Source organism: Amycolatopsis sp. lyj-108, assembly GCF_046549005.1.
GTDB lineage: Bacteria > Actinomycetota > Actinomycetes > Mycobacteriales > Pseudonocardiaceae > Amycolatopsis.
In genome coordinates this window covers 79,387-102,778 of record NZ_JAJPWQ010000007.1, presented here as the reverse complement: position 1 = coordinate 102,778, position 23,392 = coordinate 79,387, and the positions used below count along the sequence as shown (strand labels likewise).

At 68.6% G+C, this 23,392-nt stretch carries 20 protein-coding genes; 8 read left to right on the top strand and 12 right to left on the bottom strand.

Going from position 1 to position 23,392, the window contains the following annotated elements; all coding sequences use genetic code 11:
* Nucleotides 1-77: 77 nt before the first annotated feature.
* The 5 genes from ACLJO0_RS25040 to ACLJO0_RS25020 are packed head-to-tail and all read right to left on the bottom strand — an operon-like array spanning nt 78 to nt 3,984.
* The gene (locus ACLJO0_RS25040) at nt 78-1,304 is read right to left on the bottom strand and encodes a styrene monooxygenase/indole monooxygenase family protein (RefSeq protein WP_396562575.1); all 1,227 of its coding nucleotides are present in this window, start codon (nt 1,302-1,304) and stop codon (nt 78-80) included.
* Between the two features lie 24 nt (nt 1,305-1,328).
* A complete protein-coding gene (locus tag ACLJO0_RS25035) occupies nt 1,329-1,946 on the bottom strand; it encodes a GTP-binding protein (protein WP_410580792.1) in 618 nt (205 codons plus the stop codon).
* On the bottom strand, nt 1,921-2,304 hold the full coding sequence (locus tag ACLJO0_RS25030; RefSeq protein ID WP_125781931.1) for a DUF742 domain-containing protein: 384 nt from the start codon (nt 2,302-2,304) through the stop codon (nt 1,921-1,923). The genes ACLJO0_RS25035 and ACLJO0_RS25030 overlap by 26 nt, the downstream gene beginning before the upstream one ends.
* Before the next feature lie 19 nt (nt 2,305-2,323).
* Nucleotides 2,324-2,758 (bottom strand): roadblock/LC7 domain-containing protein, encoded by a 435-nt coding sequence (locus ACLJO0_RS25025; protein WP_181777271.1) that lies wholly within the window; start codon nt 2,756-2,758, stop codon nt 2,324-2,326.
* A complete protein-coding gene (locus ACLJO0_RS25020) occupies nt 2,755-3,984 on the bottom strand; it encodes a sensor histidine kinase (protein WP_410580791.1) in 1,230 nt (409 codons plus the stop codon). Before ACLJO0_RS25020 ends, ACLJO0_RS25025 begins: the two co-directional genes overlap by 4 nt.
* 272 nt (nt 3,985-4,256) lie before the next feature.
* On the opposite strand from ACLJO0_RS25020, the gene ACLJO0_RS25015 reads away from it, so the two are divergent.
* The 4 genes from ACLJO0_RS25015 to ACLJO0_RS25000 all read left to right on the top strand — a co-directional run bounded on the left by ACLJO0_RS25015 (nt 4,257) and on the right by ACLJO0_RS25000 (nt 10,257).
* Nucleotides 4,257-4,892 carry a TetR/AcrR family transcriptional regulator gene (locus ACLJO0_RS25015; protein WP_410580790.1) on the top strand — a complete coding sequence of 212 codons (636 nt, stop codon included), beginning with the start codon at nt 4,257-4,259 and terminating at the stop codon, nt 4,890-4,892.
* Nucleotides 4,893-4,923: 31 nt separating this feature from the next.
* Complete coding sequence (locus ACLJO0_RS25010) at nt 4,924-6,657, top strand: ABC transporter ATP-binding protein (protein ID WP_410580789.1); 1,734 nt, start codon at nt 4,924-4,926, stop codon at nt 6,655-6,657.
* Nucleotides 6,657-8,687 carry an ABC transporter ATP-binding protein gene (locus tag ACLJO0_RS25005; protein WP_410580788.1) on the top strand — a complete coding sequence of 677 codons (2,031 nt, stop codon included), beginning with the start codon at nt 6,657-6,659 and terminating at the stop codon, nt 8,685-8,687. The genes ACLJO0_RS25010 and ACLJO0_RS25005 overlap by 1 nt, the downstream gene beginning before the upstream one ends.
* A gap of 112 nt (nt 8,688-8,799) precedes the next feature.
* Nucleotides 8,800-10,257, top strand: coding sequence for a DNA polymerase ligase N-terminal domain-containing protein (locus ACLJO0_RS25000; protein ID WP_410581245.1), 1,458 nt, complete (start codon nt 8,800-8,802; stop codon nt 10,255-10,257).
* Here ACLJO0_RS25000 and ACLJO0_RS24995 read toward each other — a convergent pair.
* From ACLJO0_RS24995 to ACLJO0_RS24985, 3 genes are all read right to left on the bottom strand, one after another.
* Nucleotides 10,254-10,613 (bottom strand): STAS domain-containing protein, encoded by a 360-nt coding sequence (locus ACLJO0_RS24995; protein WP_410580787.1) that lies wholly within the window; start codon nt 10,611-10,613, stop codon nt 10,254-10,256. The two genes, ACLJO0_RS25000 and ACLJO0_RS24995, sit on opposite strands and share 4 nt — an antisense overlap.
* A 75-nt stretch (nt 10,614-10,688) precedes the next feature.
* Complete coding sequence (locus tag ACLJO0_RS24990) at nt 10,689-12,200, bottom strand: CHAD domain-containing protein (RefSeq protein WP_410580786.1); 1,512 nt, start codon at nt 12,198-12,200, stop codon at nt 10,689-10,691.
* A gap of 66 nt (nt 12,201-12,266) precedes the next feature.
* The gene (locus ACLJO0_RS24985) at nt 12,267-13,124 is read right to left on the bottom strand and encodes a helix-turn-helix domain-containing protein (RefSeq protein ID WP_410580785.1); all 858 of its coding nucleotides are present in this window, start codon (nt 13,122-13,124) and stop codon (nt 12,267-12,269) included.
* Between the two features lie 700 nt (nt 13,125-13,824).
* On the opposite strand from ACLJO0_RS24985, the gene ACLJO0_RS24980 reads away from it, so the two are divergent.
* Nucleotides 13,825-14,946: an erythromycin esterase family protein gene (locus tag ACLJO0_RS24980; protein WP_410580784.1), complete on the top strand. Its 1,122-nt coding sequence runs from the start codon at nt 13,825-13,827 to the stop codon at nt 14,944-14,946.
* A gap of 175 nt (nt 14,947-15,121) precedes the next feature.
* Here ACLJO0_RS24980 and ACLJO0_RS24975 read toward each other — a convergent pair whose 3' ends face one another.
* Together ACLJO0_RS24975 and ACLJO0_RS24970 are read right to left on the bottom strand one after the other, a co-directional pair.
* Nucleotides 15,122-18,088 (bottom strand): BTAD domain-containing putative transcriptional regulator, encoded by a 2,967-nt coding sequence (locus tag ACLJO0_RS24975; RefSeq protein WP_410580783.1) that lies wholly within the window; start codon nt 18,086-18,088, stop codon nt 15,122-15,124.
* Nucleotides 18,089-18,174: 86 nt separating this feature from the next.
* Complete coding sequence (locus ACLJO0_RS24970; RefSeq protein ID WP_410580782.1) at nt 18,175-18,885, bottom strand: DJ-1/PfpI family protein; 711 nt, start codon at nt 18,883-18,885, stop codon at nt 18,175-18,177.
* Between the two features lie 98 nt (nt 18,886-18,983).
* Between ACLJO0_RS24970 and ACLJO0_RS24965 the strand changes: the two genes are divergently transcribed.
* The 3 genes from ACLJO0_RS24965 (at nt 18,984) to ACLJO0_RS24955 (ending at nt 21,753) form a co-directional block, all read left to right on the top strand.
* The gene (locus ACLJO0_RS24965) at nt 18,984-19,961 is read left to right on the top strand and encodes a GlxA family transcriptional regulator (RefSeq protein ID WP_410580781.1); all 978 of its coding nucleotides are present in this window, start codon (nt 18,984-18,986) and stop codon (nt 19,959-19,961) included.
* A gap of 41 nt (nt 19,962-20,002) precedes the next feature.
* Entirely contained in the window at nt 20,003-21,397 is a 1,395-nt protein-coding gene (locus ACLJO0_RS24960) for a YibE/F family protein (protein WP_410580780.1), read from the top strand.
* 98 nt (nt 21,398-21,495) lie between these two features.
* Nucleotides 21,496-21,753, top strand: a complete 258-nt coding sequence (locus ACLJO0_RS24955; RefSeq protein ID WP_410580779.1) for a hypothetical protein — start codon at nt 21,496-21,498, stop codon at nt 21,751-21,753.
* 220 nt (nt 21,754-21,973) lie between these two features.
* Here the strand turns inward: ACLJO0_RS24955 and ACLJO0_RS24950 are convergent, their stop codons facing one another.
* Nucleotides 21,974-22,630 carry a hypothetical protein gene (locus ACLJO0_RS24950; protein ID WP_410580778.1) on the bottom strand — a complete coding sequence of 219 codons (657 nt, stop codon included), beginning with the start codon at nt 22,628-22,630 and terminating at the stop codon, nt 21,974-21,976.
* Nucleotides 22,630-23,238, bottom strand: a complete 609-nt coding sequence (locus ACLJO0_RS24945) for an MBL fold metallo-hydrolase (protein WP_410580777.1) — start codon at nt 23,236-23,238, stop codon at nt 22,630-22,632. The genes ACLJO0_RS24950 and ACLJO0_RS24945 overlap by 1 nt, the downstream gene beginning before the upstream one ends.
* Between the last annotated feature and the right edge of the window lie 154 nt (nt 23,239-23,392).

The following is a 23,392-nucleotide window of genomic DNA, read 5'->3' as shown; positions in this document are numbered from 1 at the left end:
CGGTGACCACGGTAGCCCGAAACGGCGCAACGCGACAGTCCCGCGAACCCGATCGCGGGACCATCGCCGCTCCGGAATCAGGCCTCGGCCAGGTACTTCTCCGCTTTCGCGGGATCGAGGAACCAGTGCTGGAAATCGGTCGGATCGGAGAACCCGTTCGCGAACCGCTTCGCCACGGCGGGCTTCTCCCCCGCCGCGCCGATGATCTGGAGCACGTGCGGGGGCGGCGGCTGCAGCATCGCGTTCGTCCAGGTCGTCACGTGCTGGGCGTACTCCCAGTACTTCTCGAACGACGCGGCCATCCACTCCTCGTCGAACGGCTTGTCCCCGCGATCGAGGATCGAGTCCAGATAGGACGCCGCGCAATGGCTCGCGTTGTTGGAACCCTGGCCGGTGATCGGGTCGTTGGCCACCACGACGTCGGCCATGCCGAGCACCGCGGTCCCCGAGTCCAGCTTGCCGACCGCGTTCCGCACGACCGGCGTGTATCCGCCGGCCAGCGTCGCCTTCGCATCGGTCAGCACGGCGTTCCTCGATCGCTCGTACTCCCACGGGAGGAACTGCTTCATCAGCGACAGGATCCGGTCGAGATGCTGCTGTGGCGAGGGCCGGTCGTCCCAGCAGTCGAGCGGCCCGCCGGGGACACCCTCGAAGAACAGGATGTCGCAGTTCCCGCTCAGCGTGTACGCGGGGATCATGAACAGCTCACCCACGCCGGGGATGATGTTGAACCGCACCGCCGCCTTGTCCGGATGCTCGGGCCGTCGCTCGAGGCCGTGCACGTACGCCAGCGAGAGCGCGCGCTGCGGTTCGGTGTACGGCGACCGCTCCGGGATCCGGTCGAACAGCTGGACCAGCTCACCCTTGCCCGCCGCGATGACGACCAGGTCGTACAGCTTCGCCAGCGGCGCCAGATCCGAGGTGGTGACGCCGTGGATGACGACCTTGCCGCCGCGATCCTCCACCAGCTCCAGCCAGGCCGCCATCTTCACCCGCTGGTCCACCGACTGCGCGTAGTGCTCCAACGGCCCGAACCAGTCGAGCACCCGGCTGGAGTCCGGTCCGGCGATCGAGACGCCGAGCCCCTCGACCTTGACGGTCTCGTCCTCCCACAGGTTCAGCTTGTGGTCCCGCTCGTGCTGCAGGGCGGAGTGGAACATGCACTGGGTCGACATCACCTTGCCGGACCGGATCTCGTCCGGCGTCCGCGCCGACATCACCGTGACGTCGTAGTCGTGGGACAGCAGGCTCAAAGCCAGCTGCAACCCCGACTGCCCGGCACCGACGATCAGAACCTTGCGCATCCTCGACGTTCCTCCCAGAACCGTTCAGCTGAGTGACACGAATTCGCGGCCGGGCCCGGAGACCACCGCGAGAGACAGCGTGTGCGATACGAGTTCCTGCAACGTCGCGACCGCGGACTTCGGATCGCGGGCGTCGCAGGTGACCAGCGGGATGTCCGGGGACAGCGCCAGCGCGTCGCGGACCTCGTCGAGGTCGTGCACGGCCATGCCCTCGAACTGGTTGACCGCGACGATGAACGGCAGCTCGGAGTCGTTCTCGAAGTAGTTGATCGCGGCGAACGACTGGTCGATCCGGCTGGTGTCGACCAGCACGACGGCGCCGAGCGCGCCGCGCGAGAGGTCGTCCCAGAGGAACCAGAACCGGGCCTGGCCCGGCGTGCCGAACAGGTACAGGAGCAGGTCTTCACGCAGGGTGATCCGGCCGAAGTCCATCGCGACCGTGGTGGTGGATTTGGTCCCGGGCGGCACCAGCTCGTCGACCCCGGCGCCGGCCTCGGTCATCCATGCCTCGTTGCTCAGTGGCGGGACCTCGGAGACGGAGCCGACGAACGTCGTCTTGCCCACGCCGAATCCACCGGCGACCACGATCTTGGCGGAGATCGCCAGCAGATCGGCGTCAGACCGGGAGGCGCTTGAGTCCATCGAGGATCCTCTCGAGCACGTTCGTATCGTGGTTGTAGGCGTGGGCCGTCGGGTGCACGAAGACGGCGCCCTGGGTGGCGAGGTCGCCGATAAGCACCCGGACCACGCCCAGTGGCAGATCCAGTCCCACCGAAAGCTCGGCGATCGACGAGCGGTCGCGGGCGCGCTCGTACAGCGCGCGCGATTCGGGCATCAGGGCCTCGGCCAGCGACGGGTCGTAGCGCGGGACCGAGATCAGGGTCTCCACGAGCAGCAGCTGGCTGCTCTTGGTCCGGCCGCCGGTCAGCGCGTACGGCCGGATTCTGCGGCTGCGCATCTTGACGGGCCGGTCCGGAGATTGGTCGGTGGACACGGTCATCCCTTCCTTCTCCGGATTCTCAGGCCTGCGGCCGTCGGGCGGTCAGGACCTGCCGGAGTCCCGCTCGCACCTCGGGGGTGAGGGCGTGACCGGCGTTGGTGATGAACTGGGTCATCTCGTAGGCGACGACCTTCATGTCGCAGTCCGGCTCGGTGAGCACCGCGAGCCCGGCCTCGGAGCCGATCCCCATGAACAGGAAGTAGCCGCGGGTGAGCCGGATGATGATCTGCTCGCAGTTGCCCTTGCCGAACAACGCGGCGCTGTTGCCCGCGAGGCTGAGCAGGCCGCTCGCGATGGCGGCGAGCTGTTCGGCGTCGTCGCTGGACACCGATTCCGAAGCGGTCAAAGGGAAACCGTCGACGGACATGATCAGCGCGTGACTGGCGCCGTGCACCTTGCGCACGAAGTCGTCGAGCAGCCACGTGAAATCCGTGGTCGCGTCCTGGGCGGTCACTGGGTGTTTCCTCCGGTCTCACGCTCGTGCCGGTCGTCGAGAGCGGCACGCTCGCCGTCGCTGAAGGCATCGAGGTCGGCCAGCAGCGCCTCGTGCCCGTCCGCCGCGTCGGCGGGCAGGGTGGTCGGCGGGGCCGGTTCGTCGGGCAAAGTCCTGATACTGCGGGAAACCCGGCGCGGAAGGCCGCTGGCCGTGGTGCCGCCGTCAGCGGGCGGCTCGAAGGCCGTGCGCGGACGCGGGCTGGGCTTCCGTTGTTCCGGTTCCGCCGCGGGGGCAGGGGCGGGACGGCGCCTCGGCAGCCCGGACGGCGTCGCGACCGGGGTGCCCACGGGTGCCCCGTTGGTGATCCTGGTCTGCGGCAGCACGACGGTCTGCGAACCAGACCACTGCTTCTCGGCCAGTTCCGAGACCACCGGGACCGGCAGCAGCACGGTCGCGACCGTGCCGTGCGGGGTGCGGCGGTCGAGTTTGACGGTGATCTCGTGCCGGTCGGCGAGCCTGCCGACGACGGCGAGTCCCATATGCCGCACGGAATCGTCGTCGAGCACCGGGCCTGCCGCCAACCGCTCGTTCAGCGCCGCGAGGCGTTCGGGCGGCATGCCGATGCCCTCGTCCTCGATGCGGATCAGCACACTCCCCTGTTCGGTGAGATGCGCGCTGACGCTGACCGGCGAACTCGGCGAAGACTGGTTCGCCGCGTTGTCGAACAGTTCCGCGAGGATCCGGCTGACGTCTTCGGCGGCGAAGCCGACGACACCGAGCGAAACGACCCGGCCGATCGTGATCCGCGAGTAGTGGTCGATCGACGACATCGCGGCCCGCATCACGTCGAGCACGGACGAGATCCCGGCGGTCGTGTCGTCGGCGTCCCGGCCGGCGAGCACGCGCAGGTTCTCGGCGTTGCGCCGCAACCGGGTCGCGAGGTGGTCGAGCCGGTAGAGCTCGGCGAGACGGTCGGAGTTCTCCTCCCCCGCCTCCATCGTCTCCAGCTGGGCCAGCAGCTGGTCGAGCAGGTTGAGGTCGCGCAGCGCGACATTGGAGCAGACGCCGGCGAGCGCACCGGCCTCCGGCGCGTCCACGGCGGGCCGCTGTTCCACCGCCGGTTCGACCGGCGGAGCCGACGGAGCGTGCCTGGGCGGTGCGGCGAGGAACTGCGCCGCGGCGACCCTGGAACGGTCCAGAAGAACCCGTGAGCGGTCAAGCAAGCCTCGAGCCCGCGTCACCATGTGCTTCCACTTCTTTCTCTTCGCATACCCGGACCCGTGTCGCACTCCCCAGCACAACGACGGCCATGCAAGCAGAAGTCACTATCCGTGTCCACACTCGGTTCCTGTTCAACCGCTGGCAGTGACGTGGTCACGAACGCGTTACGGCTGGTGAGCGCGGCGCGCTAGGCCATTCGGCTGCATCTTGCGTGTTCCACGACACGGGGGATGTCCGAAAAATGCGGATTGCGCATAAATTTGCGTGCCGCGCAAGTTTTCCTTAGGCTGCTCGCATGCCCCCCGATCCGCCCGCGCCCTTGGGGCTGCGCGAACGCAAGAAGCGCGCGGCCCATCGCGCCATGAGCGAGGCGGCACTCAGACTCGCCATGGAAAAGGGCGTCGAACAGGTTCGCGTCGAGGACATCGCCACCGCCGTCGGAGTCTCGCCACGCACGTTCAACAACTACTTCTCCAGCAAGGAGGAGGCGATCTGCTCGTTCATCGTCGAACGGCAGGAACTCCTGCGGGAGGCGCTGCGCGAGCGGCCCGCGGGAGAGGCACTGTGGGAGGCGGTCTGCACCGCGACGCTGGAAGCCTACGGCAGCCTGGGAGAGCCGAATCGTGGCTCGGTCGAGCTGGCGCGGTCGCTGCTCTTGCACCCGTCGGTGCAGGGCGAGTTCCTCAAGGCGCACGCCAAGGTCGAGCAGGTGCTGGCGGACGCCATCCTCGAACGTGCGGGTGCGGGCGCGGAAAACGCGTTGAACGCGCGGCTCATGGCGGCGATCGTGGAGTCCGCGGTGAAGACGGCGTTCTTCAGCTGGTTGGTCGACGAGGGCGCCAGGCCGTTCCTGGAGACACTCGGCGTCCTCCTGCGCGAAGCCTCGGCGGGCGTCCCCTCGCTCACCGGCCCGAACCCGAAGCAGAAGTGACACCCTACCCACCCCTGGGGGAGAAACCGTAGTGCTGACCAAGCTGTTGCGCGTTCACCTGCGCCCGTACCGGCGAGACCTCTGGCTGATCGTGCTGCTGCAGTTCGTCCAGACCCTCGCCGGGCTCTACCTGCCGACGCTGAACGCCGACATCATCGACGACGGCGTCGTCAAGGGCGACATCGACTACATCCTCGGCGTCGGCGGCGTCATGCTGCTGGTATCGCTGGTGCAGATCGCCTGCTCGATCGGCGCGGTCTACTACGGCGCCCGCACCGCGATGGCGGTCGGCCGCGACATCCGCGGCGCGATCTTCCACCGGGTACAGGACTTCTCCGCCCGTGAGGTCGGCCAGTTCGGGACGCCCTCGCTGATCACCCGCACCACCAACGACGTCCAGCAGGTACAGCTGCTGACGTTGATGACGTTCACCCTGATGGTGTCAGCGCCGATCATGTGCTTCGGCGGCATCATCATGGCGCTGAACCAGGACGTCACCCTCTCGTGGCTGCTCGTGCTCGCGGTGCCGATCCTCGGCATCTCGGTCGGGGTCATCATCGCGAAGATGCGGTCGGCGTTCCGGTTGATGCAGGAGCGTATCGACAAGATCAACCAGATCCTGCGCGAGCAGATCATGGGCATCCGCGTGATCCGCGCCTTCGTCAAGGACACCCACGAGCGGCGGCGGTTCACCAAGGCCAACACCGAGCTGCTGGACGTCTCGCTGGTCGTCGGCAGGCTCATGGCCCTGATGTTCCCCATCGTCATGTTCGTGATGAACGCCTCCAGCGTCGCCGTGCTGTGGTTCGGCGGGCTTCGCATCGACGACGGCAGCATGCAGATCGGCGCGCTCACCGCGTTCCTGTCGTACCTCATGCAGATCCTGATGGCGGTCATGATGGCCACCTTCATGTTCATGATGGTGCCGCGTGCCGAGGTCAGTGCCGAGCGCATCACCGAGGTGCTCGACACGCACACCAGCGTCGTCCTCCCGGCGAACCCGATCAGCCCCGGCGAAGTGCACGGACGACTTGAACTGTCCGAGGTGGAATTCCGCTACCCCGGCGCGGAAAAGCCGGTGCTGCAAGGGATCTCGCTGCTGGCCAGGCCCGGTGAGACCACCGCGATCATCGGCAGCACCGGCAGCGGGAAGACCACGCTGCTCAACCTGATCCCCCGGCTGATGGACGCCACCGACGGCTCGGTGCGCGTCGACGACGTCGACGTCCGGGAACTGGATCAGACCGTGCTGTCCGACGCCGTCGGGCTGGTGCCGCAGAAGCCGTACCTGTTCGCCGGGACGGTCGCGAGCAACCTTCGTTACGGCAAGCCCGACGCCACCGACGACGAACTCTGGCACGCGCTGGAGGTGGCCCAGGGCAAGGACTTCGTCGAACGGATGCCCGAGGGGCTGAACTCCCCCATCTCCCAGGGCGGGACCAACGTCTCGGGCGGGCAGCGACAGCGGCTCGCGATCGCGCGGATGCTGGTGCGGCGCCCCGAGATCTACCTCTTCGACGACTCCTTTTCCGCGCTCGACTACGCCACCGACGCCGCGCTGCGGCGGGCGCTGGTGGCCGAGACCGCCGAAGCCACCGTGGTCATCGTCGCGCAGCGGGTCAGCACGATCCGCCAAGCCGACCGCATCGTCGTGCTCGACGAAGGCCGCGTCGTCGGCAGCGGAACGCACGCCGAACTCATGGACGACAACGAAACCTATCGGGAGATCGTGCTGTCCCAGCTGACCGAGCAGGAGGCCGCCTGATGAGCGCGCCCGAGTCAACAGAGTCCACGGTGTCCTCTTCGGACACGGCGGCCAAACCGGTCGGCGAGCGCGCGAGCGCGGCACGGGGGCCCGGCCCCTCCGGGGGTGCCGGCCGTGGCCCCGCCGCCTTCATGGGCGGGCAGCCCGCCGAGAAGGCCTTGGACTTCAAGGGATCGCTGAAGCGGCTGCTGCGCCTGCTGCAACCGCAGCGCGCCATGCTGTACGGCATCCTGATGTTCGGCATCGTCAGCGTCGCGCTGAACGTCATCGGCCCGAAGATCCTCGGCATGGCGACGGACCTCATCTTCGCGGGGGTCGTCGCCAAGGACATGCCGCCGGGGCAGAGCAAGGACCAGGTCATCGCCGGGCTGCGGGCGGAAGGGAACAACACCCTCGCCGACATGTTCTCGGGAATCGACTTCGTCCCGGGTCAGCGCATCGACCTCGACGCCGTCGGCCAGGTCCTGATGTGGGTGCTGCTGCTTTACATCGTGGCGTCGTTCTTCTCGCTGCTGCAGGCGCGGCTGACCACGACCCTGGTCCAGCGGGCGGTGTTCGACCTGCGGGAGCGGATCGAGGAAAAGTTCGCCAGGCTTCCGCTGAGCTACTTCGACCGCCAGCCGCGCGGCGAGGTGCTGAGCCGGGCGACCAACGACATCGACAACCTCGCGATGTCCCTGCAGCAAACCCTCGGGCAGATCGTGTCGTCGCTGCTGATGGTCGTCGGTGTGCTCGCGATGATGTTCGTCATCTCGCCGCTGCTGGCACTGGTCGCGCTGCTCTCGGTACCGGCTTCGGTGCTCGTCGCGGCCAAGATCGGCAAGAAGGCGCAGCCGCAGTTCGTCAAGCAGTGGTCCACCACCGGACGGCTCAACGCGCATATCGAAGAGATGTACACCGGGCACTCGCTGGTCAAGGTGTTCGGCCGCCGCGAGGAGGCCGAAGAGGTCTTCCGCGAGCACAACGACACGCTCTACGGCGCGAGCTTCAAGGCGCAGTTCATCTCGGGCACCATCCAGCCCGCGATGATGTTCATCGGCAACCTGAGCTACGTGCTGGTGGCCGTGATCGGCGCGCTGCGGGTGGCGTCCGGAACCCTGTCGCTCGGCGACGTCCAGGCGTTCATCCAGTACTCGCGGCAGTTCAGCCAGCCGGTCACGCAGATCGCCAGCATGGCGAACCTGCTGCAGTCCGGCATCGCGTCCGCGGAGCGGGTCTTCGCGTTGCTCGACGCGGACGAGCAGGAGCCCGAGCCCGCCGAACCCGCGCGGGTGGAGAAGCTCCGTGGCCAGGTCGAGTTCGAGCACGTGTCGTTCCGTTACACCGAGGACACGCCGCTCATCGAAGACCTGTCGCTCACCGTCGAACCGGGGCACACCGTGGCCATCGTCGGCCCGACCGGCGCGGGAAAGACCACGCTGGTCAACCTGCTCATGCGGTTCTACGAACTCGACGGCGGCCGCATCACCCTCGACGGCGTCGACATCGCCGGGATGGACCGCGAGGACCTGCGGGCCAAGACCGGCATGGTGCTGCAGGACGCGTGGCTGTTCGGCGGCACGATCGCCGAGAACATCGCCTACGGTTCCACGGGCGCCACGCAGGAGGAGATCGTGGCTGCGGCCAAGGCGACCCACGTCGACCGGTTCGTCCGCACCCTTCCGGACGGCTACGACACGGTGATCGACGACGAGGGCGGCACGGTCAGCACCGGTGAGAAACAGCTGATCACCGTCGCGCGGGCGTTCCTGGCGAAACCCGCGATCCTCATCCTCGACGAGGCGACCAGCTCGGTCGACACCCGCACCGAGGTGCTGATCCAGCGGGCGATGAATTCGCTGCGCGAGGGGCGGACGAGTTTCGTCATCGCGCACCGGCTCTCCACCATCCGCGACGCGGACGTCATCCTGGTGATGGAGAACGGCGCGATCGTCGAACAGGGCGATCACGAAACGCTGCTGCGCACCGGGGGCGCGTACTCGCGGCTCTACGCCGCGCAGTTCGCGGAGGCGCTGGCCGAAACCGACTGAGCCAAATCGGTACGAAGGCCCCTTTTCCTGCTTTCACCGCAGGAAAAGGGGCCTTCATCGCACGGTGAGACCGTGAACGGCGCTAGGCTTGCGTGACCCGACCCGGAAAGGGGTGCGCTGGCCGACCATGGCGGAGAAACTCGGCGATTACCGTCGTAAGCGCAGACCGGGGCGGACACCCGAACCCCTTCCCGATCGCGATGGGGAGACCGGGGCCGACGATCTCTTCGTCATCCAGGAACACCATGCGAGCAGCCTGCATTGGGACATCCGGCTCGAACGGGACGGGGTACTGGTCTCGTGGGCGGTGCCGAAAGGCCTGCCGATGTCGCCCGATCTCGAACGCCTCGCCGTGCACACCGAAGACCACCCGATGGAATACCTGACCTTCGAAGGTGAGATACCCGCCGGCGAATACGGCGGTGGCACCATGACGATCTGGGACACCGGCCGATACGAAACGCTGCACTTCAACGACCACAAGGTGGAGGTCGTCTTCCACGGCGAACGGGCACGCGGGAAATACCTCTTCCTCAATGTGAAGAAGGACGGCAAGGATCGCGGCTGGCTGCTCAAACGGCTCGACCCCGCCGATCCCGGCCGCGCGGAACTCCCTTCTTTCCTCGCCCCGATGCTGACCAGACCGGGCCGTCTCCCGTCGACCGCCGAAGACGCGGAATGGGCCTACGAATTCGACTGGTCCGGACGCCGCACCCTGATCCGCGTGACCGGGGGCCGGATCACCGCGTACGACGATTCAGGCGACGACGTCACCGGTCTGTACCCCGAATTCCGCGGGCTCGGCGAGCAACTCGGTACCACGGAAGCCTTCCTCGACGGGGAAATCGTCGTCTTCGACGGCGGGAAGCCGAGTCCGGACGGGCTCGGGCACCGCGCGCGTGCGACGAAGGCTTCCGCGAAACGGCTCACCTCGCGCTATCCGGCGTTCTACCTGGTGAACGATCTTCTGCATCTGGAAGGCCGTTCCTGCGTCGAGTCGCCTTACGTCCAACGGCGGGAACTCCTTGGCGAACTCGGGCTCGCCGGACCGCATTGGCAGGTCACCCGGTATTACCTCGGAGACGGTGGTGCGGTCGCGCGAGCCGCCCGCGAACACGGGCTGGCCGGCATCGTGGCCAAACGGGCCGACTCCGCGTATCACCCGGGAAGGCGTACCGGGGAATGGCTTTCCATCACCGGGGCCAGGGTCCAGCAAGTGGTGCTCGGCGGCTGGCGGCCGGGTGGCGGCAGCCGGGCGGGCACGTTCAGTTCGTTGCTGCTCGGCGTCCCGCACGAGAATGGCTTGCGGTACATCGGAAACGTCGGCGTCGGCTTCGCGGCCGACGAACTGGAGGAGCTGTCCCGGCGGCTGATCCGGTTGGAGCGCAAGACATCCCCGTTCCGCTCCGTCCCGGACAAACAGGCGCGGGACGCGCGCTGGTCCCGGCCGACCGTCGTCGGCGAGGTCGTCTTCGGCGGCTGGACCGACTCCGGCTGCCTGCGCAATCCGCGTTGGCGCGGCCTGCTGCCGGACGTCAGCGCCGAAGAGGTCGAGCTCGACGGGGCCTAGACCGTGTCCTGCAAGTCCTCCACGTCACGTCGGACGTCGAGACCGGCTCCGACCCCGCTGACGTCCAGGATCCGTGACACCAAAGGGGTCTTCACGATCACCGAGAACCGGGGCGCCACCGCGTTGGCCTCTTCGAGCACGTGCAGCCCCGCACAACTGAGGAAACCGACCCTGGAGAGGTCCAGGATCACCTGCTTTCCCGTGACACACGCGCCGGTGAGTTCGGTACGGAACCGCCCGACGGTGGCCGCGTCGATCTCCCCCACCGCGGTGAGGACGACAACGCCGTCTTTCCGGCGGCGGGTGGTCACGGCCAGGGGCGACTGTTCGCCGGGAACGCGCTGGCCAGGCAACATTGGGGGCGCCTCTCTCCAGACCACCAAGTTCCCTCGACCGTACTCAGCGAGGCCGAGAGGTCAACCCGGGCTACCTCATTTGAGCCATTTCGGGCGGGAACCTTTACTCATCTCTTGCCATTCTCCGGAGAAGCGCCGACGCTCGGCCTCGGCGGAGGCGACGGAACGTCCGTGCAGGAGGCCATATGTGAAAGCGTTTTCGTTCTCGGCGTAGGCGCGGAGACCGAGAAGCCGCAGGGTCTCCCGGGTGACCACGACGTCGTGATGCGTACCGAGCGTGCTTTGCACCGCCTTGACGTTCTTTCGCCATTTTCGAAGCTTCTTACCGGTCACCGGCCCGACCGCGTCCGCCGCGTACCGGGCACGCTTCGCCTTCTTGCGCACCTCGTGCAACGCGGCGTCCTGCTCCGCGCCGCTTTCGAGCTCACTCGCCGCAGCGACGGCCTTGCGCAACTTCCGGTCCGTACGGGCGACCGCCTTGCGTAGTTCCTTCTTGCCTTCCTTGATCTTCCGCGGATTGCCGACGAGCTTTTCCAACGCTCGCAACAAAGCCGTGTATCGCTTGCTGTCGAGCGCCCGGATGGCGCGTGCCTTCGACTCTTCGGCCTCGCGCGCGAAGTGCCTGGTCATCAGCTGCTCGACGTTGCCAAGCACCAATTCGGCCGGGAGTGCCTTGACCTCGTCGTGCAGGCGTGCGGCCATCACCTCGGTGTCCCTCGCCGGCCCGAGTTCGCCGCCGAGCCAGCGGAGTTCGGCGGCGAGCCCGTTCGCGACGTCGGCGTCGAACGAGCGACCAAAGGTTTTCAAGCCGCTGCGCAGCCGCCTGCTCGCGACCCGCATCTGGTGCACCGCGTCGTCAGCGTCCCGACGGACCCCGATGTCGTTGCGGCGCAGCGCATCCAGCTGCTCGGCGAGATAGTCCGCCAGCACCGACCCGGACGCTCCCCGCGCCGAAGGCACGAGCTCGTCGGTCAGCCGCCGAAGCTTCGACGGCCACCTCGACCGCTCCGCGCCCGCGCTCACGACAGCCTGGTCGAGGCTGTCGAGCACGGCGGGATCGGCGCCGGGCGAGAGTTCGATCTCGATCTCCCGCCAGCGGTCGAGGTGCGCCTTGTCCCCGCCGGCCTCACCGGTGACGACGTCGTCGGTCAACGTCGCCAGCTCGCGGCCCTCGACGTCGAGCAACGCGTACGACGTGCGCTCGGTGCGCAGATGCGCGGCTTGGACGAGTTTGGCGCCGAGGGTGTGCGCCCGGACCAGTCTCGCCAGCGCGCCGGGCACCTTGTCCGGCTTGCCGGACAGCGGGAGGCGGAGTTCCTCGCGCCTGTCCTCACCGACGGGGAGCTTCAGGTGCCAGCCCTCGTCGCTTCCGCCAAGCCTGCGCCGCAGCGTGATGCCCGCCTGCGCGAGCCGGAAGTCGGGAGTGTCGAAGTACGTGGCGTCGAGGAGGTCGACCCTCGGATCGGCCTGGTTCGTCACCGGACCGACCGGGACCAGCCGCGGGATGGGCCTGTCGGCCGCCAAGTCGTACTTCCGCTCGATCTCCGCCTCGGCGACCGGGGCACCACCCTGCGTCTTCGACACCATGAACTCCTTCTCTTCGGCTACAGGAAGGGTTACCCCAGGAAGCCGCCGAGGGAAACCTCGCCAGGGTCACTCCTCCATCCGGTCGTACCGGTCCGCCCATTCGGCGAGCAGCTGCCGTGACCGCTCCTCGGTCAAGGAATCGCTTTCCAGGCGGGCGACGAGTGAATAATACGCCTCGACCGCCACCCGATCGTCGACGAACACTCCGGCCGCGTAGGAATCCGTGTACACCACCGCCGGATGTTCCGTGAATTCCATGATGGTGAAAGAATTCTCGATCGTTCTGCTCACCTCGTTGCTTTCGGGGACGATACGAATGGAGCAATAGGGCAGGTTCGCCGACAGGACGAGGTGGAGCAGTTGCTCGTGCATGATCCGGGGGCCGCCGATGACCGACCGCAGCGCGCGCTCGTGGACGTAGAACCGGCACTTCGGCGGCCGGTCGCGCTGCAGCAACCGCTGCCGGTCCATCCGCGCGCTCACGACCGTGTCCAGCTGCGCCTGGTCGCGGTTGCCGATCAGCTCGAAGGCAGTGCGGGCGTACGGCTCGGTCTGTAACAGCCCGGGGAGGGTCAACGACTCGTAGCGGACCAGCGTGTGCGCGAGATTCTCTTGGATAGCCAGGGATTTCATCGGGTCGACGAGCTCGTCGAAGTACGGCCGCACCCAGTACAGGTCTCCGCCGGGCTGCGTCAATTCCAGCAGCAGGTCACGTTCGGGCTCCGCCTCGCCGCAGGTCGCGAGATACAGCGCCGCGTCCACCACGGACAACTCGCGCAGCCCTTGTTCCCACCTCGTGACCTTGCTCTGCAACCAGCCGTTACGGCGGCTGACGTCGGCTCCGCTGAAGTGCCTGCGCTGCCGGAACGCCCTCATGCGGTGGCCCAGTTCCCGGGTCCGCGCCGTCGAATCCTTCTCAACCATGCGGGCCAAAGTAGGGCCGAACTCCGGCCGCGCGGTGATTGCCACGCGGTAATTCACCTCAACTGCTGATAACTTGCGCTCGCGCATTTGCGCGAAGCGCCACTTCGCAAGCGAAGCGCCTTCGCGCGCGAAGGGTTCTTTAAGTTTATAGCGGAAGAAGGAAATGAGCGCGAGTTATTCGGAAGTGGATTTGTTGCGGCACGGCAGGCGGCTCCAGCACCTAGGGTGCCTACGTGGATTCCGGCTGCGGTTGATGCCGGGCAAGGTCACTGGTGCCGAGTCGGGCGAGTCTCGTGAGTGGTAAGGACGGTTAGGGCCGACCGTGTTCTAGGTACCTACGGCGGGTGGGTCGGGATCGCAGGTCCGTGAGGGACTCCTTCCCTACCCTGAGAGCAGGGAAGGAGCCGTTCACGGCATGCCGGGCTCGGCCCGGCCGAGGCAGACGGGCGGGCAGGAACGCCGCCTTGAGCCTCTTCGCTACAGCGACAGCGCGTGAAGGCCCCTTCCGAGTACATGAAGGACCCCTTCCTTGCGCCTAGGTACAGGAAGGGGTCCTTCATGTACTCGGTCACTGGCGCCGAGCCGGTCAAGTCTCGTGAGCCTCGCGCCACCTGACGGACGGTTTGAGGCTTTCCCAGCCGTCACCCAGCCAACAGCAGCAAAAGTTTCAAACGAAGGATCAACGATACGCTTGAACCTCATGAGTCAAGACATCCGAGACTTCGTGACCCCTTCCTGTGACCTGCTCGCCCTGGGCGAGCCGACGCACGCGACCCCGGTCTTCGCCGACGTCCGCAACGAGCTGTTCGCCCAGCTCGTCGACCGCGGTTTCCGGTCGATCGCCCTCGAAACGGATCGCGTGGCCGCGCTCGTCGCGAACGACTTCGTCCGGGACGGCACCGGATCCCTCGACCTGGCGATGAGCGAAGGCTTCACACACGTCTTCGGTGGCGTGGAGGCGAACAGGCGACTGATCGCGTGGATGCGCGAGTACAACGAAAACCGGCCTCCCGAGGAGCGGCTTTCGTTCCACGGCTTCGACACCCAGACCGAGAACACCTCCGCGCCCAGTCCGCGGCGCTACCTCGAGTACGCCCGCGACTTCCTGGAGCTCGACGTGGACATCGCTGGCCCGGCCGGCGACGACGAGCGCTGGGGCCGCACCGAAGCCGTCATGGACGCGGCTTCGTCGCCCGGCGCCACAGCCGAGGCCTACCGGCTGCGAGCGATCGCGGCCGACTTGCTCGACGCGCTCCGCTCACGGAAACCGGAGCCGGTGACGGACGACTGGTCGCGGGCTGAGGTCCACCTCATGGCAGGCATCGATCTGCTGCGCTACCACCGGCAATGCGCCGAACCTCTCGAGCCGCACGAGCGGTACATGCCCCTTGTCGCCACCAGGGACGCCATCATGGCGCGGAATCTGCTGGACATCCGCGCCGCCGAAGCCGTTCGCGGCAGGACGCTGGTCTTCGCCCACAATCTCCACCTGCGCCGTCAGTCGAGCACGATGCGCGTGGCCGGGACGGAGACGCACTGGTTCCCCGCCGGTGCGCTGGTGGCGCCGCTGCTCGGCGATCGCTACACCTTCGTCGCGACCAGCCTCGGCCGATGCGAGTCCATAGCGCTTCAAGAGCCGGAGCCCGACACCTACGAAGGATTCCTTCAGAAACACGTCACCACGGCTTGGGGCCTGCTCCCCGCCTCCGACGTCCCGTCCGCGAGCGTCCGTACCGATCCCACTCCGCGGCAGGGCTACTTCCCGCTCGACCAAGCGATTCTCGGCGACGCGGACGTACTCCTGCACGTCAGCGGCGGCTAGCCGTCGAACCGGGTGACGCCTCCAGCCCTCGGAAGGCGTCACCCGGCCACGAGTACGCGCCGCCACCCCCAGTCCCGCGATTTCGGGACGGCGCGAGGTCCGCTCGCCTGAGCCGCAGTCAACACGCCGTCGCCATAACTTCGCCAAACGCCGTCGCCGGTACTCCTTCGCCGGGCTATGCGGGAGTCACTCTGGAGCGGATCTTCGTCAAGGCTTCACGAGCCCGATCCCGCTGGCGCCCGCTCCTGTCGACGGCCGAAAGGTCCCGGAGCGCACGCAGCTCCCACACCGGGAAGCCCAGCTCCCGGAACAGCCCCGCCGCGGTGCGAAGCCCTTCGGCGGCTTCGGTCGCGACGCCTTCGTCGGCCCGCAGACGCCCGAAGCTCAGCAAGGCATATCCGCCGCCGCGCCGGTCTCCGAGCTCGCGGAACGTACTCATCGCGAGGCCGAGATGCTCGGCGGCCCGGCCATGCTCACCCGCCAGACGCAGCGATTCACCGAAGCTTCGATGTGTGTAGGCGACGGCGTGCCGGTGCCCGACGTCCTCGAACAGCTCCAGTGACCGCGAAAGACACCGTTCGCTCTCCCCCGCGTCGCCGGTTTTCGCGTGGAGATCCCCGAAACTACGGAGGACGTGCGCCTCCCAGTGGCGTTCGCGCGAGCTACGGGTGCCGAGCAGGGCGCTCGTCAGCAGCTCGCCTGCCTCGTCCAAGCGACCGTTCCGTCGCAGGACGTCGGCGTACCGTTTGGCGGACCGGTCGTGTTGCCGCCCGTCCTCGCAATGGAGCGAAAGGAGCAGGCTCGCTTCGAAGCATTCCTTCGCCCGGCGGAAGTCGCCGAGGTCGTCCCACAGCGAGCCGAACTGGGCCGACGCCATCGCCTGCCCGGCGAGATCACCGCAGTCCCGCAACAGGTCCATCGCCTCCCGCAGGGCGTGGACCGCCGAACCGGCCCGGCCGGAGTCCGCGTCGACGTCGGCGAGCGCGACGAGCGCGGCCCCGGTGCCCGGCTGGTCACCCGCGGCGCGGAATTTCGCCTCGGCCAGCGAGAAGCAGGTCCTCGCCCGGGCCAGGTCCCCCGCGTCGGCGTGGGCGTGCCCGAGTTTCAGCAGTTTCCGCGCCTCCGCGGGCAGATCGAGGCGATCGCGCACGATGCCGAACCCGACCCAGGCCGGAGATCCGCCCTTGCGCGGTCCGACGAGATCGCTGTAGGCGTCGGACAGCCGCGCGGTCAGCTCGGTCCAGCCGTGGCTCTTCGCGGTCCGGACGGCGAGCGCCAGATTCGCGGTTTCCGCGACACGCCAGCCGATCGGATCGGCCGCGACGCGATCCGAGGCCGCCGCGGGAGCGTCGCCCCGTCGAGACGGCGGGTATCCGTCGCCGAGTGCGGCGGAAGCGTGTTCGGCCAACGCCGCCATGACCGTCAGCGCCCGGTTGAGGGCCGCCGGATCAGGCGGCTCCCGGAGCGTGAGCCGGACGAGATCCGGCAGCCGGTACCGAAGGACGCCGGATCGGTCGGGCCCGGCGTGGAGCAGGTGGTCGTCCACCAGTTCGTCGAGCAGCTCGGCCGCCGCGTCCGCCGAACGGCCGAGCATGGCCGCCGCGAACCAGTCGGCGATCTCGGCGGCACCGGGGAAACCGAGCAACCGCAAGGAATTCCGCTGCCGAGGTGAAAGCTCGGCAAGAGCTTCGGCGAGCACCGGGCGGACGGCCAGGTCGCCGGCGGAGAGTTCGTCGAGGCGCAGGCGCTCGTTCTCCAGGCGGGTCGCGAACTCGGCGACGCTCACCCTCGGCCGCAACAGCAGCTTCATCCCCGCCGCCCGCACCGCCAGCGCGAGGCCGTCACAGCAGGCCACCACCCGGCGGACGGCGTCGGGTTCGGCGGACAACCGGGTCTCTCCGGCGATGGCGCCGAGCAGCGTCCGCGCTTCCGGGTAGGACAGCGCGCCGACCTCGACCGGTCTGGCGCCGACGAGGCCGGCCAGCCGCCGCCGCGTCGTGACGATCGTCGCGCAGCCGGGACCGCTCGGCAGCAGCGGCCGCACCTCCGCCTCGGACCGGCAGTTCTCGAGGATCACCAGCAGCCGCCGGTCCGCGGTGTGGCTCTGCCACAACGAGATCAGTCCGGCCCGGTCTGCGGGCAGTTCCGCTTCCGCAAGACCGAGCGCGCGAAGGAGCCCGACGAGCACGTCACCGGTCTCCCGCAGGTCGGCGACGAGCTGCCCGTCGGGGAACCGCTTGCGCGCCCGCCACGCGGCTTGGACGGCCAGCGTGCTCTTCCCCGCTCCCGCAGCCCCGTGCAGCACGACGGGCGCGGGACTTCGCAGCGCACGGACCACTTCCGCCAATTCCGTCGCCCTGCCGGTGAAATCCGGCGTCGCAGGCGGTAGACGGCATGGCGCGCCGCCTGCCGACCACCCGGTTCCGGCGATCCGGCGGTGGACCGCGAGCAGCTCCTCCCCCGGCGAGACACCGGCGTGCTCCCACAGCGCGTGACGGCACCGGTCGAGGACGGCCAGCGCCGCGTCCCGCCGCCCGAGCCCGTGCAACGCCTCGGCCAGCCACCCGGCGAGGCGTTCGTCGGCGGGCCGGACGGCCAGCTCGGGTCCCAAGCGGTCGGCGACGGCCTTGTGGTCACCGGCCCCCAGCTCCAGCTCGACGAGTTTGCCCAGCACCGAACTCCGCTGATCCTCCAGCCACAGCCGGTGCGCCTCCACCAGCGGGCCCGCCGGAACGTCGGCGAAGGCCCGGCCACGCCACAGTCCGAGCGCCCGTTCGAGCAGTGCCCCGCGCTCGTCACCGGTCGTTCGCGCGGCCGCTGCGGTCAGCTCGGAGAAGCCGGCGACGTCCAGCTCTCCTTCCGACACCGTCAGCCGGTAACCGCCCCGGCCGGACCGCAGCCGCTGCCGGACGTCGTCCGACGGCACGCCGGGTGACAACGCCTTGCGCAGCTTGGAAACCGCCATCTGCACGACCGCGGCGGCACTCGACGGCGGCCCCTGCGGCCAGAGTTCGTCCACGAGGGTGTCCCGGTGGACGAACTCGTTCGGCCGGGTCAGGAGCACGGCGAGCACCCGGCGGGGCTGAGCCGCCGACGGCAGCGGGACCGAGGCCGCGAGCGGGCCGAGCACCTGGAACTTCACGAGCCACCTATCACCTGTACGGATGACCAGAATGTAACCCGGTGCTATGCCCGTATCGGCGATTTCTCACCCGGATGGCCGCCCCCTTACTTCCCTGTGTGCGCCAGCAACCGGTCTCGCAGGGCGGGTTCGCCCGCGAGTGCCTCGTTCACCGTGTGCTCCAGCAGCGGCTTGAGGTCCCCGTACGGCCGCTTCGACCAGTCGAGCGGACCCTGCGGCGGCTCCGGGTCGTATTCGATGACGAACTGGATCGTCCGCGCGATCTCGGCCCCGACCAGCCGCTCGACCAGGTGCAGCGCGAGGTCGATCCCCGCCGACACCCCGGCGGCGGTGATCACGTTCCCGTCCTCGACCCAGCGTTCGGCGACCGGTTCCGCCCCGAACGCGCCCAGCAGTTCACGGAACATCCAGTGCGTCGCGGCGCGACGGCCCGCCAGCAGTCCGGCCTGTCCCAGCAGCAGCGATCCCGTGCACACCGAGGTCACGAGTTCCGCGTTCGCCCCGGCTTTCCGCAGGTAGCCGATCAGTTTCTCGTCGGCGAGTGCCTTCAGCGTCGGAGCGGCGCCGCCGGGAACGAGCAGCGCGTACGGCGACGGGACCTCGTCGTAGGTGTGGGTCGCCACGAGCTTCAGCGGGTTGTCGGTGGTGACCGGCTCCTTCGTCTCACCGACCACGACCGTCCGGTACTCCTGCACCGTGCTCGCCATCCCGTCCAGCACGGTCAGCGGCCCGACCAGGTCGAGCGGGGTCATCCCCGGATACACCACGAACGCGATCGTCTTCTTGTCGTCTGTCATGGGACAAACGTGGCGCAGACGCGGAGCCGCGGTGGGCCCGATGTCCGGATTCCTGCGAACAACGTCCGGCGGCCGGGCGTTACTGCTAGCGTTCGATCATGCCGGGTTCACCCAGACGAGTGTTGATTGTCGGCTACAGCAATGCGGAGATGCTCGACATCGCCGGTCCGGCGGATGTTCTGGACGCCGCGACCAAACTCGGGGACAAACCGGGATACGAGATCATGCTCGCCAGCGTCGACGGCCGCGGCATCCGCTGCGAGTCCGGGCTGACGCTGCAGGCACAGCACCGGCTCGACCAGGTGACCGGCGAACTGGACACGCTGATCGTCGCGGGCGGCACCGGGCACGAGACCGCCGCCGCGGATCCGAGGATGGTCTCCCACATCCGCAGGCTCGCGCAGGACACCCGCCGCGTCGCCTCGGTGTGCACCGGCGCGACCGTGCTCGCCGCGTGCGGGCTGCTCAACGGACGCCGCGCCACCACCCACTGGCGGTTCGCGAACCGGCTGGCGATGAGCTACCCGCAGGTGAACGTCGATCCGGTGCCGCTGTACGTGCGCGACGGCAACGTCTACACGGCGGCCGGGGTGACCAGCGGGATCGACCTCACGCTCGCGTTCGTCGAGGAGGACCACGGCCCGAGCGTCGCCAGGGAGGTCGCCCGCATGCTGGTGACCTACCTGCAACGGCCGGGCAACCAGGCGCAGGTGAGCATGTTCCTGTCCGGCCCCCCGCCCGAAAACCGGCTGGTCCGCGACATCACCGCGTACGTCGCCGAGCACCTCGCGGGCGATCTCGGCACCACCGTCCTCGCCGAACGGGCGGGGATCAGCACGCGGCAGCTGACCAGGTTGTTCGACGCGCACCTCAGCACCACGCCCAGCAGGTACGTACGGGCGGCGAGGACCGAAAACGCGGCGAAACTGTTGTGCGGCACCGAACTTCCGCTGACCTCGATCGCGAGGCGATGCGGGTTCGGCTCCACCGAGACACTTCGCCAGGCGTTCCTCGATCACTTCGACACCCCGCCGTCGGCCTATCGCCGTGTCCACCTTCGGCAGGCGTTCGGCTAGGCCGTGTGCGGCACGCGGCGCGCACTGTGGAGGATATGCGGGTGAACCGCCGCGACCTCTCCGACGACGACACCGGCCCGATTCGCCGGGTTACGGACACCCCGTCCGATCGTTCGCCCGGAACGTCCCGTTCGCCGCGCCCCGAGGGCGCGCGACGCCCCCGTCCCCCGGCCCAGCGGCCGCGGCAGGCCGAACCGGGCAGACGCCGCGCCGCCGAACCGAAGCCCGAACCGGCCGGCCACGGGCACGCGCACGGCCACGGACCGGCGGCGCCCGCGTCGCGCCGGGTCCGGCTGCTGCTGATGTGGCTGCTGATCCCGCTCGCCGCCGCGACCGTCGCCGGCATGGTCCTGCTCTACCCGTGGGGCAAGGATCCGGCGAAAAGCGTCTTCCCGCAGGGAGTCCCGGTGAACGCCACGGTCACCGGGACGATCACCGGCCCGTGTCTCGCCGAGGGACAGGTCCAGGTCGGCGAGCCGCCGCCGGACGCGAAACCGTGTCTCACCAGCGAACTGACGATGACCGATGGCCCCGGGACCGGAAAGTCGCTGAAGCTGACGCTGCCGATCGAGCCGAGCACCCCGCGGTTCGCCGCCGGCGACAAGGTGGTGCTGTCCTACAACGGCGGCGACGTCGCGAACCCCGCGTCGTTCCAGATCGTCGACTTCCAGCGGGGTACCCCGTTGCTGCTGCTCGCCGGGTTGTTCGCGCTCGCGGTGATCGTGCTGGGCCGCTGGCAGGGGCTCGCCGCGCTGGTCGCGCTCGGGCTGAGCTTCCTGGTGCTGGCGCTCTTCGTGCTGCCGTCCATCCTCGCCGGGGAAAGTCCGCTGCTGGTGGCGATCGCGGGCGCGGGCGCGATCATGTTCGTCGCGTTGTATCTGACACACGGGCTGTCCGCGAGAACCTCGGTGGCGGTGCTGGGCACCTTGGTGAGCCTGGTCCTGATCGGTGTCCTGTCGGCGATCTTCTCGGCCGCCGCGTCGCTGACCGGGCTGGACGACAGCACCTCGCAGCTGATCGGCTCGCTCGGGCACGGGATCGACGCCCGGGGGCTGCTGCTGGCGGGCGTCGTGATCGGCGCGCTCGGTGTGCTGGACGACGTCACCGTGACGCAGACGAGCGCGGTGTGGGAACTCCGGCGGGCGAACCCGTCGCTCGGCTGGCGTGAGCTCTACGGCGCGGGGCTGCGGATCGGGCGTGACCACGTCGGCTCGGCGGTCAACACCCTCGTGATGGCGTACGCGGGGGCGGCGCTGCCGGTGCTGCTGTACACCTCGCTCTCCGGCGTCGGACTCGGTTCGATCCTCGGCGCGGAGAACATCGCGCAGGAGATCGTGCGGACACTGGCCGGAAGCGTCGGCATCGTCGCTGCGGTCCCGGTCACCACCGTGCTGGCCGCGCTGATCGCCTCGCGGGAGCCACAAGAGTCCCTGTAGTCACAGCCACCCCAAAGCGCGAGCCCACCGCGCGATCACGGGCCGGAGTCGGGTACGAAGAGGCCGCACCCGAGGTTCGCCGCGTGATCGGAGGGGCCATGTTCGACGTTTTCGACGCCGCGTTCGCCGTCCCGAGACAGCTGACCGCCGTCGCGCGGCGCGTGCTCGTCTCGACGCTGGAGGCCGTCGAGGCGGTCCCCAAGATCGCCGCCGCACTCGACGACGTGCGGGCGACGCTCAAGCACTCCGAACGGCTGGCGACCTTCGCCGCGGGCGAACTGCCGGAGATCGTCTACCAGCTGGAAGAGATCAAGACTCGGCTGGAAAAGCTGGAGACCCGCACCGAAGCCTCGTGACTGGTCACGTCACGTGTGATTGGAGCCGGAACACGCGTGGCCCCAGCCGGAAGACACGCACTGCGAGAGATCCGTCTCCAGTCACGCGAGTTACGTCTCCAATCACGCGAGTTACGTCTTCAATCACGCGAGTTCGCCCTCCAGACACGCCGGCGGCGCGTGAAGGACCCCTTGCCTCGGCTCAGCCGAGGAAACTCGACCTTCCACCTTGACCCACCGGTCAGTCCAAGGTCGCCACGAACCGGCTGACCGCTTCCATCGTGAACCGCTGGATGTACTTCCCGCTGGGCGCCGCCGAGGCGAGCCGGTAGAGCGGCCGTTCCGCCGCCGCGTCCCCGCGCGCCTCCGACTTCAGTTGCGCCACCAGCAGTTCCGAGAACACCAGGCCGTTCGCTTCGGTGTTGTTCAGCAGCGCGTTCGCCAGCTTGCGCAGTTGCAGGATGCCCAGCTCGCGGCCGCCCGCGCCGGAGTACACGGCCATGTCGACCTTCGCGACCTTGCGGCGTTTGCCCGCGTTGACCAGCAGGCTGACCGTCCGGGTGCCGCGCACGTCGCTGATCACCAGGTCGATGCGCTCGGCCGCGGTCAGATCGATCCGCCGCACACCCCAGGTCCGCACGATGAGCGTTTCGCCTTCGAGCCAGACTCGGCGGCGCAGGTTGTAGAACATGACGTAGAGGAGCGGCACCGCGATCACGCCGGCGACCACGAGCCCGGCGACCTCACCGCCGATCAGTCCGGCGATCCCGCCGAACGCGGCCGCGAAGATCACGACGCCGGCGATGCTGGAGCAGCCGCGCCTGCGACGCAGTTTCGGGTCGTCGTGGAACAACGGGAGACGTTCGGGGGTCTCCGGGGTCCCGGTCGGCTCCGCCATCACGCGCCCGTCCCGGCCAGGAACGGGTTGCCCGCCCGCTCCTGCCCGATCGTGGTGGCCGGACCGTGCCCCGGCAGGACGACAGTGTCGTCGGGCAGCGTCATCACCTTGGCGCCGAGGGACCGCATGAGTTCGTCGCCGTCGCCGGAAGACCGGCCGATCGAACCGGCGAACAGGCTGTCCCCGGTGAGCGCGATACGGCCGCCCTCGGCGGAGGTCAGCCCGAAGACCACCGAACCGGCGGTGTGCCCCGGTGTGCGGGACACCGTGATCTCCAGTCCGGCCAGCCTGAGCGGGCCATCGACGAGTGGCACGATCCCGTCCTTCCGTTCCCCGGCGTCCTGACCGAGCAGTGGCCGGTCCGCCTCGTGCAGATAGAGAGGTATCCCGTGGCGCCCGCCGACCTCGGCCGCCGAAGCGACGTGATCAGGGTGGCCGTGGGTGGCGAGCATCGCGACCGGAGTCAGGCCGTGCGCGGAAAGCGCGGCTTCGAGTGGCTCGACCACGTCCTCGCCGGGATCGACGATCACGCATTCACCGCTGCCGTCCGGGGCGAGCAGGTAGCAGTTGGCTTCGAGGGGGCCTGCCGGAAAACCGACAACCAGCACGAAACGCCTCCTCAGTTCTTCCACCGAACAGGTGACAGGATGGCCCTGATCACGATCAAGTAAGCGTAGCGGCCCCTGTACAGGGGTCTCACAGCCTGTGCCCATAGACTCCTCCCACCTCAGACGTGTGAACATCGAGTGGAAACCGGGAGGG